This is a genomic window from Chryseobacterium sp. (assembly GCF_019236175.1).
Classification (GTDB): Bacteria; Bacteroidota; Bacteroidia; order Flavobacteriales; family Weeksellaceae; genus Chryseobacterium.
Window position 1 is genome coordinate 126,837 of record NZ_JAFAJM010000015.1, and the last position, 15,940, is coordinate 142,776.

The 15,940-nt window shown below is 37.5% G+C and carries 15 protein-coding genes; 4 read left to right on the forward strand and 11 right to left on the reverse strand.

What is annotated here, in order from left to right; translation table 11 throughout:
* Positions 1-71: 71 nt before the first annotated feature.
* The 3 genes from JO178_RS13600 to JO178_RS13610 form a co-directional block, all read right to left on the reverse strand.
* On the reverse strand, positions 72-1,421 hold the full coding sequence (locus JO178_RS13600) for a HAMP domain-containing sensor histidine kinase (RefSeq protein WP_291936739.1): 1,350 nt from the start codon (positions 1,419-1,421) through the stop codon (positions 72-74).
* Positions 1,418-2,098 (reverse strand): response regulator transcription factor, encoded by a 681-nt coding sequence (locus JO178_RS13605; RefSeq protein ID WP_291937196.1) that lies wholly within the window; start codon positions 2,096-2,098, stop codon positions 1,418-1,420. Before JO178_RS13605 ends, JO178_RS13600 begins: the two co-directional genes overlap by 4 nt.
* A 216-nt stretch (positions 2,099-2,314) precedes the next feature.
* Positions 2,315-2,923 carry a hypothetical protein gene (locus tag JO178_RS13610; protein WP_291936742.1) on the reverse strand — a complete coding sequence of 203 codons (609 nt, stop codon included), beginning with the start codon at positions 2,921-2,923 and terminating at the stop codon, positions 2,315-2,317.
* Positions 2,924-3,166: 243 nt separating this feature from the next.
* On the opposite strand from JO178_RS13610, the gene JO178_RS13615 reads away from it, so the two are divergent.
* Positions 3,167-4,516: an MATE family efflux transporter gene (locus JO178_RS13615; RefSeq protein WP_291936746.1), complete on the forward strand. Its 1,350-nt coding sequence runs from the start codon at positions 3,167-3,169 to the stop codon at positions 4,514-4,516.
* Between the two features lie 324 nt (positions 4,517-4,840).
* Here JO178_RS13615 and JO178_RS13620 read toward each other — a convergent pair whose 3' ends face one another.
* On the reverse strand, positions 4,841-5,623 hold the full coding sequence (locus tag JO178_RS13620) for an AraC family transcriptional regulator (RefSeq protein ID WP_291936748.1): 783 nt from the start codon (positions 5,621-5,623) through the stop codon (positions 4,841-4,843).
* 71 nt (positions 5,624-5,694) lie between these two features.
* Here JO178_RS13620 and JO178_RS13625 point away from each other — a divergent pair, with 71 nt between their 5' ends.
* Entirely contained in the window at positions 5,695-6,900 is a 1,206-nt protein-coding gene (locus JO178_RS13625; protein WP_291936752.1) for an MFS transporter, read from the forward strand.
* 56 nt (positions 6,901-6,956) lie between these two features.
* Here JO178_RS13625 and JO178_RS13630 read toward each other — a convergent pair whose 3' ends face one another.
* Positions 6,957-7,727, reverse strand: coding sequence for an MBL fold metallo-hydrolase (locus tag JO178_RS13630; RefSeq protein WP_291936755.1), 771 nt, complete (start codon positions 7,725-7,727; stop codon positions 6,957-6,959).
* 26 nt (positions 7,728-7,753) lie between these two features.
* Here JO178_RS13630 and JO178_RS13635 point away from each other — a divergent pair, with 26 nt between their 5' ends.
* The gene (locus tag JO178_RS13635) at positions 7,754-8,134 is read left to right on the forward strand and encodes a helix-turn-helix domain-containing protein (protein WP_291936758.1); all 381 of its coding nucleotides are present in this window, start codon (positions 7,754-7,756) and stop codon (positions 8,132-8,134) included.
* Positions 8,135-8,186: 52 nt separating this feature from the next.
* Here the strand turns inward: JO178_RS13635 and bioA are convergent, their stop codons facing one another.
* From bioA to JO178_RS13660, 5 genes are all read right to left on the reverse strand, one after another.
* A complete protein-coding gene (gene bioA / locus JO178_RS13640) occupies positions 8,187-9,485 on the reverse strand; it encodes an adenosylmethionine--8-amino-7-oxononanoate transaminase (RefSeq protein ID WP_291936761.1) in 1,299 nt (432 codons plus the stop codon).
* Positions 9,486-9,593: 108 nt separating this feature from the next.
* Positions 9,594-10,577, reverse strand: coding sequence for a biotin synthase BioB (gene bioB / locus JO178_RS13645; protein WP_291936764.1), 984 nt, complete (start codon positions 10,575-10,577; stop codon positions 9,594-9,596).
* Between the two features lie 2 nt (positions 10,578-10,579).
* Complete coding sequence (bioD, locus tag JO178_RS13650; RefSeq protein WP_291936767.1) at positions 10,580-11,191, reverse strand: dethiobiotin synthase; 612 nt, start codon at positions 11,189-11,191, stop codon at positions 10,580-10,582.
* Positions 11,192-11,233: 42 nt separating this feature from the next.
* On the reverse strand, positions 11,234-12,379 hold the full coding sequence (locus JO178_RS13655; RefSeq protein ID WP_291936769.1) for an aminotransferase class I/II-fold pyridoxal phosphate-dependent enzyme: 1,146 nt from the start codon (positions 12,377-12,379) through the stop codon (positions 11,234-11,236).
* The gene (locus JO178_RS13660) at positions 12,369-12,995 is read right to left on the reverse strand and encodes a hypothetical protein (RefSeq protein WP_291936770.1); all 627 of its coding nucleotides are present in this window, start codon (positions 12,993-12,995) and stop codon (positions 12,369-12,371) included. The genes JO178_RS13655 and JO178_RS13660 overlap by 11 nt, the downstream gene beginning before the upstream one ends.
* Before the next feature lie 66 nt (positions 12,996-13,061).
* On the opposite strand from JO178_RS13660, the gene JO178_RS13665 reads away from it, so the two are divergent.
* Positions 13,062-14,552, forward strand: coding sequence for a PLP-dependent aminotransferase family protein (locus JO178_RS13665; protein ID WP_291936775.1), 1,491 nt, complete (start codon positions 13,062-13,064; stop codon positions 14,550-14,552).
* A gap of 103 nt (positions 14,553-14,655) precedes the next feature.
* Here JO178_RS13665 and JO178_RS13670 read toward each other — a convergent pair whose 3' ends face one another.
* Positions 14,656-15,843: a PepSY-associated TM helix domain-containing protein gene (locus tag JO178_RS13670; RefSeq protein WP_291936778.1), complete on the reverse strand. Its 1,188-nt coding sequence runs from the start codon at positions 15,841-15,843 to the stop codon at positions 14,656-14,658.
* Positions 15,844-15,940: the final 97 nt, after the last annotated feature.

Consider the following 15,940-nt stretch of genomic DNA (forward strand, 5'->3'; position numbering starts at 1 on the left):
GAGGGTTATTAACTTCCAGCCTCCAGCTTCTCTATCCGATTGAAAATTGAACTATTTTACATCAACCTTATTTAAATAACAGGTATTTCAATTGTTACGGATGTACCTTCATTGATTTTGGATACAAATTTTAAATTTCCCTGATGCAGTTTTATAATTTTTGCGCAAAGGGAAAGCCCTAATCCGAATCCTTTAATCCCATAAGCATTGGCAGATCTGTAGAAAGGCATTGTAATCTTATCAAGCTCTTCTGCATGAATACCCATTCCGCTATCAATAACTGATATACTAACAAAAGTATCCTCGATGGCAATCAGTAATAAGATCTCTTTTCCTGAAAATTTATGGGCGTTGGAAATAATATTGGCGAGAACCAGCTCCAGCAAATTACGGTTGGCATTGATACGGGTAATCTGAAAATATTCCGGATTCCGGATATCTATATTAAACTGCAGATCCGGGATTGTTTTACTGCTATAATCAGTGACATTCCAGATTAAAGTCTCCAGAGAAACAGGCTCTAAAGGATAGTCTCTGTGATCAAGCTGATCAAACATCAAAAGATCGGTGATGATATTGTTCATATGAAGTGAATCCCGAAGCACTCCTTTTAAAATATCCTGATAGTCTTCAGCGGTTCTTGTTTTTCCCAGGGCTATTTCGGTATTGCCAATCAGGGAAGTGATGGGCGTTTTTAGTTCGTGCGAAGCATAAGAAACAAAAGCCTGTTGAGAATCAAAAGACTCCTGTAGTCTTTCCAGGAGGCTATTGATACTTTGTGTAAGTATTCCGATTTCATCTTTTTTACGTTTTACCGGGATTCGGATATTCAGGCTTTTGGCCTGTATTGTATTCATATATCTGTTAATTCTGTCGATCGGCCGAAGGCTTACTCCTGCAAACCAATATCCGAGCAATATGGTAACCAGAATGGCTATGAGGAAACAGTAGATCATCGTTTCTCTGAGCTCTTTAAGCGATTTCTCGCCCCATTTATTCTGCGCTTCTGCCATCACAATATAATCTCCGGAATTATCTACATAATAAATTCCAACTACATAAATATCGCCCTGCTGATAGGAGATGATCTTATTTTTAACGACTTTCTGAAGTACTTTCCTATCCCAGTTTGTTGATGAATCTTTGATGAATACCGGCTGAAAATTAAGATTATAAATCCGGATTATTTCTTTAGGTAAAGTACGGGGAAGTTTTTTTAATACCTGATCGAATTCCAGTTTGGTAAAATTATCCTGTGCAAGATAATTATGCCCTACAGTATAGGCTCTGTCTTCGAGTTGTTTTAAAAAATTATTTCTCCAGTCCCGTTTTACAATCAGGTATACAGACGTTAATACAAAGATGAGCAGTACAGCAAAAAGAACGGTGAAAACGCATGATAATCTGCTTTTTAATTTCATGATTCCTCATCTTTCAGAATATATCCCATTCCGATCACGGTGTGAATCAGTGGTTTTGGGAAGTCTTTATCAATCTTAGTCCGCAAATAATTAATATACACATCAATGAGGTTGGTACCTCTGTTGAAACCGATTCCCCATACTGCTTCTGCAATCTTAACCCTGCTGATGACTTTATTTTTGTTGATCAGCAAATACTCCAAAAGGGTGTATTCCTTCAGGGTGAGAAAGATTTCTTTCCCTGCTCTGCGTACTATTTTTTTGTAAGAATCCATAGAAAGGTCTTCAGCTGTATAGACCGATGAAGGAAGAGAGTTCTGACTTCTCCGGCCTAATGCATTGATACGGGCCAGAAGCTCCCCGAAATGAAAAGGTTTGGTTAAATAATCATCAACACCATGTTCAAAACCGGTAAGTTTATCTTTAATGGTTGATAATGCACTAAGCATCAATACCGGAATTTCCGGTTTGAATTTTTTAATTTCAGTACAAATTTCAAAACCGTTCATCTGCGGTAAAATCACATCGAGTAAAATAATATCAAAATCCTGTTCCAGAGCCAGTCTTAAACCCATTCTTCCTTCATATGCCAGACTAACATGATAATGATTTTCCTCAAGTCCTTTTTTAATGAAACTTGAGACCCCGAATTCGTCTTCAATCAGTAAAATATTCAACATATTAATAATATCATCTGTATTCATCAAAATTAAAATATTTAATGCGAACTCCCATTAACATTAGAAAATTTTAATGCAGTATTAGAAAACGATTAGAAAATTCAGGATCTTTATGATGACATACACATACCGGACCTTATGCTATTTAAAAAAGGGAAGCTGATAAAGATTCTGATCTCTACCTCTGACCTCTATCAAAAAAGGAAATGCCATTTATTCAAAATCCAGAAGTCCGTCTGCCAGTTGTTTCCACTGGATCTTGGCTACTCCGGCCATTCCTCCTGCTGCAATCATTATATTTCGGAGAATATCAATAAATCCTGCATTAAAATTAGGAGATTCATTGCGACCGTATATTGCTGCTTTCAGATGAGTGGGATTTCTGTAAATCATAAAAGTAGAAGTGGCTTTAGAACTGTAAAAATGAGCAATATGATTTTTTCTTTTATCTTCAGGATTTATAGAGGGACGGCAGGTCATCATTATATTTTCAGAAATATTGTCCTGATAAAAACAAATATCCGTTATTTCTACCCAATCATAGCCTTTTGCTTCAGTATCTCCGGGACCGGGAATATCTATTCTGATAAAATCTCCTTTTTGAGGGTCCCGTTCAACAGATTTTCCATTTACATCATAGAGCCTGAATGCTGCGAAGGCTTCCCCGCAATATTTTTTCCACTGGTTGACAGATAAAAATCTTTTTTTCAGTATTTCGAATTTCAATGGAATCAGAGCCTGTTCAAATTGTTTCCGGCTTTCTGTATCATGAAAACCACCTGATTTTTGTGGAGGTACTCCTCTAATTTGTTTTGGTTTCATAGGCCTGTTTTAAACAAATTAATGAAAACTATATCTCTTTATTTATGAGTACAGTCACATGAATGCTTAAAAAATATTTTAATTTTCAGAATAACCTGATTCTGAATTTTTCTCCTTTTAACGGAGTATTTATTCCGTTTTACAGACCTCATTCCCGGATCCGGGGATATAAATTTGTGAACTGCTGATCGTCAGATACTAAGCGATTTAAATTAATATCGGTCAGATTTAATAGGTACGACAATGGAACAACAGAGACAATTTATTTTACAGGAAAAAATGTATAAAGTGATGTGGCAGATGTCCTGGCCTGCGGTAATCGCTATGGTCCTTTACGGACTGAATAATTTCCTTGACGGGATTTTTGTAGGACATCTCATCAGCAATACAGCCCTTGCTGCGGTAGGAGTTGCTTATCCTCTTGCGCAATTTGCACAGGGATTCGGAACCCTGATTGGTACAGGAATAGGCTCTGCTGTGAGCATCTGGATTGGAGGAGGCGATAAAGACAGGTTGTACAAAGCTATGGGGACGGTTAATTTTCTTAGCATTTTATTCTCTGCCCTGATTACAATTCCATGTTATTTTTTCGCAAAAGAACTCGTTTATATGATGGGGGGAAGAGGTGACATCTTAATTTTAGGAACAGACTATTTCAGGGAAACAATTCTGGGAAGCCTTTTTTGGATTCATGGTCTGGCTTTGAATATGCTGATTCGTGCAGAGGGCCGGATGAAAACAGCCGCCTGGATGATTGCAGCAGGTCTGATTGCCGATGTGGCACTAAAACCGGTTTTAATAGATTATTTTGGTTGGGGAGTAAGGGGTGCAGCCTGGGCAACTAATATTTCAATGATGATTTATACGGCTTTAGGAATATGGTATTATGCTTCCGGTAAAGCTTCTTTTAACACCCGTTTCTGGTCATTAAAAAAAGATAATAAGATCATTAAGGAAGCTTTTTCTTTAGGAATGCCCGGCTTTATTATGATGATTATGATTGTAATACAAAATATTGTTGTATTCAATGTTATTGCCCGATACGGACAGGATAAGGATATCACTTTTTTTACAGCTGTAAACCGGTTTTATATTGTTTTAAATACACCATTATGGGGTCTGATGAGAGCACTTCAGCCCGTATCAGGAATGAACTTCGGAGCAGGAAAATATGAAAGAAGCATTAGTGCATACAGGCTATTTTCTTTTACGGGGCTTATTATACTCTTTCCTTTCTGGTTTTTCGTGATGTGTTTTCCGGCTGATGTTTTATCATTAATGATTCCTCATGTAAGTTTTACGCATTCCCAGCTTATGGATTTCAGAATTTATATGAGTGTTTTGCCCGCACTACCCTTTATTTTTATGGCAATGGTTTGGTTCCCGTCTGTGGAAAATGCAAAACCAGCCACCATAATAAGCATTATGCGGCAATTTATATTGTATATTCCGGCCCTGCTTTTTATTCCAATGGTGTATGGTCTCAGAAGTATCTACCTCGTCAGTGCTGTTATAGAATGGATTGTCTTTGGTGTTGTTCTGTATGCAGTAGGGTCGAATTTCAGAATCTTAAAGAAAATGAAAATGGATTAGAGAATAATTATTTTTACTTAAAATAAATAATATTTAAAAAAATTAAGCTTATGATGCGTTGCATAATATAGTTTTTACTTATATTTGTGGATCGAAATAATTTTTTTTCATCATTTGTGTTTTTTTAAGGTCTCCGTTCTAGGGGGCCTTTTTATTTTAAATACTTCTATCTATCAGAATTCATTATCTATATGTGAATTTGATAATTTGGGATATATGTAGTTTCTGAATTAAGTAAAAATGCTTTGTATAGGAAGGTTTCGTGAATTACGAGAAGTATAAATCACTATTTAGTGTGTTTTTGTGTTTGCAGTCTGCTTTTATTTATTGAATATTTTTTATAAAATCTGTAGGTCTTAACAACATTACTGATTGAAAACTTCTGGTATAAGCCTGTACACTTTTATACCCCACTTCATATGCTGTTTCCGAAATGGTAAGAGTGCCTGAACTCAGCAGTTCCAGGCTTTTAATAATCCGAAGCATTTGCTGATATTTACTTAAAGTCAAACCTGTTTCTTTTTTAAAAATACGTTCCAGAGTACGGAATGATAACAAAGCTTTGTCACTGAGGTCTTCCATTTTAATTTCATTCTGGTAATGATGGTGGAGGTATTCAATTACTTTGGCAAGGCGTCTGTCTTTTGGTAGTGAGATGTGTATTTTAAGGGAATGTTCTACAAAACGAGGAAGTTCATTAAAAAGAGCCTGTAAAAACAGGGTTTCATTTTGATCTTTCGCTATAAGCTTTGACCATTTTTCTGCATATTTTATCATTTCTTTTAAAACCGGAGGAACAGAGAACACATTCACTTCATGATAAAAATTGTCTTTCTGATTAATTTCAGCAAACATAATCATCAGTTTGATTTTTTCAGAATGTGAATTCGTTTTATGAATGGCGTGCGGAGGAATCCATACTGCATGATTTTGGGGAAGAAGATAAATGCGTTCTCCAATGGTAATGTATTGAAAACCGCTTTCTACATAGACAAGTTGTCCCTTATGGTGTTTATGAAGGATATCATCATGCACCCAGTTTTCTTCAAACCATACAAAATAAGGCTTTTCGAGTTCATCAATTTCTATGCTGTCGTTTGGATTCATGTCGTTTTGGGTTAAAACTTTGGCAAAATTAAACAAAATTACTGTCTTAATTTTGTACAAAAGTTTTTATTATGATGAAGAATGAAGTAAAAAGAAATGCTTCTTATGCTTTAATGATCATTAATGTTTTGGTCGTAATACTGATCTCCAGTAACCTTCGGTCCCCTATTGTTGCAGTATCTCCGGTACTTGGAAAAGTAAGAGATGCCTTAAATCTGGATAATTTTCAGGTAAGTCTGCTGACCTCTATTCCACTCTTTATGTTTGCGGTTTGTTCAGTTTTAGTGAGCCGGTTTTCCGGCAGATTCGGGATCAGCAGGCTTCTGATGTATTCATTGGTCATTTTAAGTGTTGGACTATTCCTCCGGATTACAGGATCTCTCTGGTTTTTATTTTTAGGATCCGTACTGATTGGTTTGGGAATATGTATTGGAAATGTGGTAACACCCGGATATGTAAAAAATAATTTCCCCAAACAGATCGGCCTGATGACCGGGATTTTTGCAGTATCCATGAATCTTACAGCAGCCCTTGCTTCAGGATTTAGTGTCAGAATAGGAGAATGGACCGGTTTCGGATGGCGTGGTTCTCTGGGGATCTGGCTGGTAATTGCTGCTTTAGGATTTTTGGTTTTAATCCTGGAATTTATTTTCAATAAAAAAAATCCTGATCAGCCTAAAACAGCATTAAGCACTTCCGGTTTTAATATGTTTAAGTCTTCCCAGGCGTGGAATATCAGTATCTTTATGGGATTACAGTCTTTATTTTATTACTGTCTGGTAGCATGGCTGCCTTCTTTCCTTGCAGATTATAATATGCAGGGTGAGAGCTCGGGATGGGTACTTTTTGTCATTCAAATCACTATGATTCCGGTAACTTTTTGCTGCCCGATTATTGCGAGTAAAATGAAAGATCAGCGAATCATGATTGTTTTTATATGTGCATTGATGTTTACCAGTACCATGATGTTTGCTTTTCTGAAGTCAGAGTGGATCTATGTAAATGCTGTCATTATAGGGATTTCAAACGGATTATCATTCAGCTTATCTATTCTGTTTTTTTCTACCAGAACAAAGAGCAGTATCAATGCCGTAAAAATCTCCGGAATGGCGCAGTCTGTAGGATATATGATCGCCGCATTCGGACCTCCGGTATTCGGAAAGCTCCATGACCGGGATATTTCATGGAACAGCTCCTTTTATTTTCTAAGTTTAGCCGTTTTATTAATGCTTTATTTTGGAATGAGAGCGGCAAGAAATAAATATGTGGAAGACTAATCCGGTTTTAATACAACAATCCCCTGCAGATGTTCAAATCTGCAGGGGATTATATTTTAACTGAATCTTAATTCCACCTCTTCCCCGTCATTCAGAATAAAACACTGACTGTCCAGTTTATTTTCTATGATTCTTTCTCTGATCAGCATTCTGTTTTCCGTACAATGGCTCACTGCTTCCAGATGAGTCACCCATACTTTTGCCTGTGGAGCATATTCACAGACTTTTATAATATCTTCACTGGTCATAATAATAGGATCTCCTACGGAAAAAGTGGCTGCTCCGCCTGCTACAATGATATGTTGTGGCTGATGCTTATCAATCTCATCAGCTATTTCCTCATACCAGATGCTGTCTCCTGCAATATATACGGACTGTTCCTGTGTTTTAAACAGAAAACCATTCACCTTTCCCATTTTTTCTCCAATCTCTCCCGTTCCATGCCGGCCTTTTGTTGTGAAAATATCAATATTTTCCCATTGAATGTGCTCATTAACAGAAAAAACATTTTGAAAGCCGTATTGAGCAATCTGGTCGGCAATTTCGCCGGAACAGAGAACAGGTGTATTTTTGTTAATAAGCTCAATTGCTTTAGCATCCCAATGATCCGGATGTAAATGAGTAACCGCTATTATATCTGTATTTTTTAGTTTCTCAGCAAGGTCTTCATAACTGAAAGGAAGATCTACCAATGGATTTAATAAGTCATTATCTGTCATAGGGAATGAACCTAAAGATCCTTTATCTCCCAGCATCGGATCCACTAAAATGGTAATTTTCCCAATTTTCAACAGCAATGTTGCATTGCGCCATAGTTGTAATTTCATTTGTTTAATTTTGTAAAACAAAGCTATTGGTTAACCGGAGAAGAGCAATCGAAGGTTACCAGAAGGTTACCCATATTCTAAGAATTATGATGAATTTTGAAGAGTTTAAAAATTGCGGATTAAGAAGAAGTCTGGATATTCTTTCAGGTAAATGGAAACCATTGATCCTCCATAACCTTTTCGAAGAAGATTGCGTACGTTTTGTAGAATTCTGGCGAAAAATGCCGAGAGTTTCCAAAAAGGTGCTTACAGAACAATTAAAACAACTGGAGGAAGATCATATCATTCAACGAATTGAAGTCTATAACTTCCCTCCGGAAGTTTATTATAAGCTGACTGAGAGAGGGAAAAAGCTGGGCCCTATCCTCTCTGAACTTCATTTGTGGGGAAATGAACTGAGCTCGTAGTGTGTTTTTTAGGCCTTTATTTTTACTGCGGTAACAGTTTTTTTTAATATCATCAGATGTTCTTATCGTTGAACTGATCCAGTACTTCCAGAATATTCCGGTATACAAAATCCAATTCTTCAGAAGTAATACAATATGGAGGAACCAGATAGATCACATTGCCTAAAGGTCTCATGATAATTCCTCGTTGTAGAAACTCGTTATAGAGTATTTTTCCTATTTCGTTAAAATAAGATGTCCCGTTTCCGGTTTTAAAGTCAAAAGCTAAAATCGTTCCTATACTTCGAGCATTTTCTACCTGAGAATGGGAAGCCAGATTGTTTACAAATTCTGAATGCCGTTGGGTGATATATTGAATATTCATTTGGGTTTCTTCGGTAAGCAATAATTCCATACTGGCTAATGCCGCAGCACAGGCCAACGGATTGGCGGTAAAGGAGTGACCGTGGAATAACGTTTTATGGCGGTCATCAGATAAAAAAGCATTATAAATACTGTTTGTACAGGTGGTAATTCCCATAGGCATTGTACCACCGGTTAATCCTTTGGAAAAACACATGATATCCGGTTTTTCCGTAAGGTAATCTGCCGCAAATAATTTTCCTGTTCTCCCGAATCCTGTAAAAACTTCGTCCTGAATCATCAGTACTCCTTCTTTTCTGCAAACTGCCATCAGACTGTTCAGATGTTCGGCATCATACATCAGCATTCCTGCTGCTCCCTGAACCAAAGGTTCATAAATAAAACAAGCTACTTCATCCGCCAGTTCTTTAATCTGTAAGCGCAGATACTCCAGATTTCCGGCATTGGGAGTATCAATGAAGACAACTTCAAACAGCATACTTTCAAAAGGTTTGGTCCAGAAGCTTTTTTCACTGACAGACATCGCTCCGAAGGTATCTCCGTGATATGCATTTTTAAAAGCTAAGATTTTGGTCTTCTTTTTCCCGTGGTTATGAGCATACTGAATACACATTTTCAAGGCAACTTCCACTGCTGTGGAGCCATTGTCGGAATAAAAAGCTTTTTTTTGAGCGGATGGTAAAAGCTGTAGTAAATTTTCAGAAAGCTGTGTTGCGGGCTCATGGGTAAACCCTGCAAAAATAACCTGTTCCAGTGTATTTAATTGTTCAAAAACACGTTGTGCAATATGAGGATGGGAATGTCCATGCAGCGTAACCCACCATGAAGAAACCACATCCATATATTGTTTGCCTTGTTCATCATACAGATAAATACCTTTTCCTCTGACCACAGGAATGATATCATCTGCTGTCTTCATTTGAGTGTACGGATGCCAGTTTACAGCTTTATCTCTTTGCCGGAGCCCGCTTGATGTTATGGTGTTCATATATTGGGATATAATGTATTAATGACTAATAGATCAGACAATACTATTGAAATGAACTTCAAAATACTCATGATTAAAATCCAGAAACTCATCGTTTATCATTATTAATTAGCAACAGGTTTCTTTTTTCATCATAGGCTTAAGCCCAAGGTTCTCCAGCATTTGCATATCTTCAGATACACCGGGGTTCGGAGTCACTAATAACGTTTCTCTTTCTCCTGTAAAAATGGAGTTGGCTCCTGCCATGAAGCACCATGCCTGCTCTGTCTCTGACATTTCAATACGGCCGGCACTTAATCTCACCATGGATGAAGGCATAACGATTCTCGCAGTAGCGATCATTCTGACCATTTCCCATGTATCCACTTTTTCATTATTTTCCAGCGGTGTTCCTTCTACTCTTGCCAATGCATTGATAGGAACTGATTCAGGATGCTTAGGCATGGTTGCCAGTGTTAAAAGCATGGAGATTCTGTCTCTGTGGGTTTCTCCTAAACCTATAATCCCTCCAGAACATACAGTGATGCCTGCTTTTCGGACATTATTAATTGTATTAATTCTATTGTCAAATGTTCTTGTAGAAATAATCTCTTCATAATACTGTTCAGAAGTATCAAGATTATGATTGTAAGCATATAGTCCGGCTTCCTGGAGTCTGATTGCCTGTTCTTCGGTAAGCATTCCCAATGTACAGCATACTTCAAGCCCAAGATCATTCACTCCTTTTACCATATCAATGACTCTGTCAAAGTCACGGTTATTGCGTACTTCACGCCATGCCGCAGCCATACAGAAACGGGACGAGCCGTTATCTTTAGCTTTTTGTGCATGTGCAATTACTGTTTCAGTAGGCAATAAAGCCTGTACTTTTATATTGGTATGGTATCGTGCTGCCTGTCCGCAATAGGAACAGTCTTCGGGGCAACCTCCGGTTTTGATTGACAATAGTGTGGAGATCTGTACTTCGGAAGGATCATGCCATTCCCGGTGTATAGTGGCTGCCTTATAAATCAGTTCCATAAGCGGTAAATGATAAATATCTTCAATCTCTTCTTTGGTCCAGTTATTTCTGATTTCTGTTTTCTTATCCATTATCATAATTTTGTTATCGTTAATTGTTTTGCCGTAGTTTTTATTTGTTCCTTATCGGTTATGCTGATTTCGGGGATTCTGATAATTCTTGTATCTTTTGTCACAAAGCTGCAGATAACCCTTTCTGTATCTTCAGGAAATTCTCCGTTAAGAATCAGATATTCCAGTTTTATGTTTCTTTGTTGTAATACCATCATTGAAAGTAGACTGTGATTAATACAGCCTAAATAATTCCTCACCACTAGAGCTGCGGGTAAATTCAGGGTGTCTATCAGATCAATCATAAATCTGTTATCTGATAACGGAACCATGAGTCCTCCGGCTCCTTCAACAATCAATGGCTGATCAGTTTCCGGCAACTGAAAATGATCAAGGCGGATCTGTACATTTTCTGCACGGGCCGACTGATGTGGTGAGGCAGCCAGCTTAAGACGATAGGTCTCCGGATAGCAGGTGGTATGATCTGTCCATGCTTCAATTTTATGACTGTCGGTAAAGTGAAGATCTCCGGATTGTACAGGTTTCCAGTAGTCCGCTTTAAAATATTGAACCAAAATGGCGGAGCAGACTGTTTTTCCTATTTCGGTTCCGATGCCGGTGATGAATAATTTCATGTAGAGTTAGGGTTTTGTGATTCGGGATGTTATTTATTATGTTTAAAGGTTTATTTCTTTTCTATCGTGTTCTTTGAGCGTACCGGATTTCTTAATAACTTCTGCAAGCCTTAGAATTTCTTCCTCTGTATTATAGCTGTGAAGGCATATTCTGAGCCTTTCGCTTCCTTCTTTTACGGTTGGGCTGTAAACTGCATACGTTAAAAAGCCTTCTTCCGACAATGTATTTTGTATTGCCTTCAGTCTTTGATTATCCGGAATGATGATGGCCTGAACAGGGCTGTCTTCGAAGGATGGAGATTGTAATCCCTGATCTCTGAAAACGGCAATATTCCTTTTAAGAATTTCTGCAAGCTCGGAGTTCCGTTCGAGAAATTCATACCCGGTTCTGATACCCATCCATTGAAAATCCTGTGCTGAAGTAGTATAAATAAAGGGCGAGGCAAAGTTGACCAAATATGACTTTATGGTATTGTTACATAATACTGCTGCTCCATGAGCTCCCAATGCTTTACCATAAGTTATTATCACTACAGAGACATTTTGCTGCAACCGGTACTGATCTATCAGTCCGTACCCTAAAACACCGAAGGCATGAGCTTCATCTACAATAAGATCAGCATTGTATTTTTTTACAAGTTCAGCAATTTCCAAAATGGGGGCAAAGTCCCCTTCCATAGAATAAAGACTTTCTATAGCTACATAGCAATGTCCGGTCTGTCTTTTTAATATTCTTTCCAGATCATGAACATCATTATGCCTGAATTTCAGTTTCTTTGCATTTGACATTCGGCACCCGTCATGTACAGAACGGTGGATCTGTTCATCTACGATAACCGTATCATGGCGGCCTGCAAGTGTTGAAAAGATCGCCAGATTGGCACAGTAACCGGATGGGAAAAGCAATACTGCAGGAAACCGATGCTTTTCAGCAATGTAATTTTCTGTATCAGTCACCATATGACTATTTCCACTGATAAGTCTTGAGCCTGTACTTCCTGAAAGCAATTGCGGAGTATCTATAATCTTCTGCAGCAACATATTCTGCAATTCGTAGCTTCTTGCAAACCCCAGATAATCATTGGAATAAAAATCAACACCTTCAGGCTGACGTTTTAAACTCCTTATGACTCCCTGTTCATTCCTTTTGTCAAGTGATTTCTGAAAATGATGATTGTTATGAAGCATAATCAGGTTCTGTGATTTCTACTCTGATCGCATTAATCCAGTTTTCATGTAATTCTCTCTCAATCATCAGGATATAATCTGCATGCTGTTTCCAGTCGGATGAAAATTCATTTAATTGGTTAATCATTTCCTCCAGATGTCCTTCTTCTTCAAGGATAATTGATTTTACCATTATTTTTGAAGATTCTTCGGTAAGGATATCCTGATATACGGGGTAAAGCTCATCAGCCCGAACTTCAATGGCGTAGGTTACAAAAAGATAGGCGGCGTATTTCAAATCTTCTCTGTTCAAGGTAAATACTGTCTGAAGATATTTACAGGCCCTGATATCCAATGAATGAAGATACTGACGCGTCGCTACAGGAGCAAGAAGTTCTGTATTTTCGTACGTCTTGCAAAAATCAGGGTTTATCTTTCCGATTTGTTTTTTAAGATAATAAGCATGACGATGTTCTTCAGCAGCGTGTTTTAACTGAATCTGAGTCACCAGAACCGGATGTTCACATTTAGAGATTTTCCTTGCGCCTGCATTTTCCATAAAAGAAAGGGTATTAAGCCATTTGGCATGGGTACTTCCCTTCTGCACAATTCTTTTTAAAAGCTGCTGAAATTCCATAGATTTTTATTTTGATGTCAAAAGTAGTATATTGCCGGATGGTCATACTGTGCCAGTTTTGATATTATGGATAGTCCGGTTAGAATTCCTTATGAAAGTTTTATTAAAATAGATAGACAATCAGAAACTTCTATTTATTTACAAATTGCCAATCAACTGATCAATGCGATTCAACGGGGGTATTTACCGTTTGGAACGAAACTTCCCGGAACGAGAACATTCAGTGAAATGCTGGAAATCCACCGGAATACAGCGGTAGCCGTGTATGATGAATTGTCTGCTCAGGGCTGGACGGAGAGTTTCCCGAATAAAGGAACTTTCATCATTGGGAAAGATCAGGAAAAACCTGTGAAAATGAATGATTTTAAACAAAATAATCTTCAAAACTATCCTACAACAACCGGTTTTTCTTTTAAGACATCTAATATTTTAGATAACCCTTTTGAACGCTCGGATTGTGAGTATGTATTTAATGATGGGGTTCCGGATATCAGACTGACTCAGATAGGCCAGCATTCAAGATTTTACAGTTCTATTTTAAAACGTAAATCGAATCAGAAAATATCAGGACATTATAACCATGACGGAAGTGAGTTTTTTAAAGAACATTTATCCCGTTATCTCAATTTATCCCGTGGATTGCCAATTTCCAAAAATAATCTTCTGATTACGAGAAGTACGGAAATGAGTATTTATATTGTTTCCGAGATTCTCCTTTCTCCGGGAGATGTGGTTTTAGTAGGAGCTTTAAGCTATTTTTCAGTCAATATGATCTTTATGAAAGCCGGAGTCCATATGGTTTCTATTCCCATTGATGATGACGGAATTATTGTTGAAAGCGTGAGAGAAGCCTGCAAAAAACAAAAAATCAGAATGCTTTATCTCACTCCGCATCACCACTATCCTACTACAGTGGCATTAAGTGCACAACGACGACTGGAATTGCTGGAACTGGCTAATGAGTACGGATTTATTATTCTTGAAGATGATTACGATTATGAATTCCATTATGACAAAAGCCCTATTCTTCCTTTAGCGAGTGCTGATACAAACGGAATGGTTATTTATATAGGATCTTTCGGAAAATCATTAGCACCGGGTTTCAGGACAGGATTTATTGTTGCCCCGGAAAATCTGATGACTGAAATGAGAAAATACCTTGGAATAATAGACCGGCAAGGAGATATTCTAATGGAAAGAGCATTGGGAGAAATGATTGAGGAAGGAGAAATTAACCGTTATCTGAAAAAATCTTTAAAAATTTATCAGGAAAGACGGGATTATCTTGCTGCTTTGCTGGAAGATAATCTTGGTAACCTTATCTCCTTTCAGAAACCGTCAGGAGGACTGGCTATCTGGCTGGAATGGAATATTAAGATTAATCTTATGCAGCTCAGTCGTAACAGTGCTCAGGATAATCTCTTTATTCCTAAAACATTATTGTATCAAAATAAAAATATTACCGCTATGCGGTTAGGCTTTGGGGACCTTAACTCTGAAGAAATGGATAAAAGTATTGAAGTTTTCTCCAGCCATGTTAAAAAATTGATTGAGTGATCTTTAAACTTTAAATTCACGAATCCTTACGTGATAAAATCCCTGAGTCTTTGCGTTTACCAACATCTTTAGCAATAAAAATGCCTCATTACAGAGGCTTTTATTAATGATGAGCAGGAAAAATAATCTTATTCTTCTGATGTTTGGGCTTTTTCTTTTTCCGGTTCAAAAAGATAATAAATCCTGTAACCGGTAGTGAGGCCGCAATAATACCTGCTAAAAAATAAATGATACGTCCGGTAATTCCGAAGATACTTCCGGTGTGTAGATCGTAATTCCTTTCCCGAAGTGCAGTTCCGTTTCCGATATTTTTATCTTTATAGGACTGAGATTTTAGTTTAACCCCGGAATACTGATCGAAACTAAACTGCTCATTCTGATATTGCTTTTCTGCATAAGTTATTTCTGCATAATAAGTTCCCGCCTCAGTTCTGGGAAAATTAATCATTGCCGATTTTTTATGAGCCATCTGAGGTTCCATCGTATTCCATATCCTGTTCAGAACAATATTCCGACCGACGGATTCATTCTGGGGCCTGTTGCTTTTTACTTTTTGCTCTGTTCTCCTATTGTCGTTTAAAAAATTTTGTATCCATTTATCCATATCTGTAAAGTTCCATATCAATGCAGAGTAAGCAATCAAAAGTAAAGGGATCATTGAATAGAACCCGAGAACATTATGAAGATCATAATTGATTCTTTTCCAGTTGGCGGAAAGCTTAATGAAAAACATTCCTTTGAGCATATTTTTACTCATTTTCCGGGGATACCAGATCACCAGTCCGGAAAAAAGAATAATAGCCAGTAATAAGGTGGAATATCCGGTAATGGTTTTCCCTATTTTTTCTCCCAATAACAACCTTCGGTGTAGATCAAGGACAATTTCAAAAAAATCGGTTTTTGCATTTTCCAGCTCCTGAACCTTTCCGGTATACGGATCTATATAAACCCGGTAATAATACTCATAGGTTCCCCAATAGGTTAATGCTTCGTTATTCATTTTAAGCGTTCTGAACATATAGGTTCGGGAGGGGTCGGATGAAATCTGGACTCTTTTGATTTTAAGACCATCGGGAAGTGCCCGTTCGGCTCTGACGGTTAATTCAGCAAGCGGTAATTTTTCTTTTCCAATCGCAGTCACAAAATATCTCTGGGGATGTATGAGGTGTTTCAGTTCATCTTCAAATGAAAGAATACAACCTGTAACAGCCATTATTACAACTATAAGCCCGGATGATAATCCGAGCCATAGATGTAATTGATAGACTATTTTTCTAAATTTAAGTTTCATAGCTTATAGGGGAAAAAGTTGAGAGTTTACAAGGTAATACATTCTAAAAAGATTCATAATCAGAGGTACTTGATATAAACTCTTTATTAGGGTCACA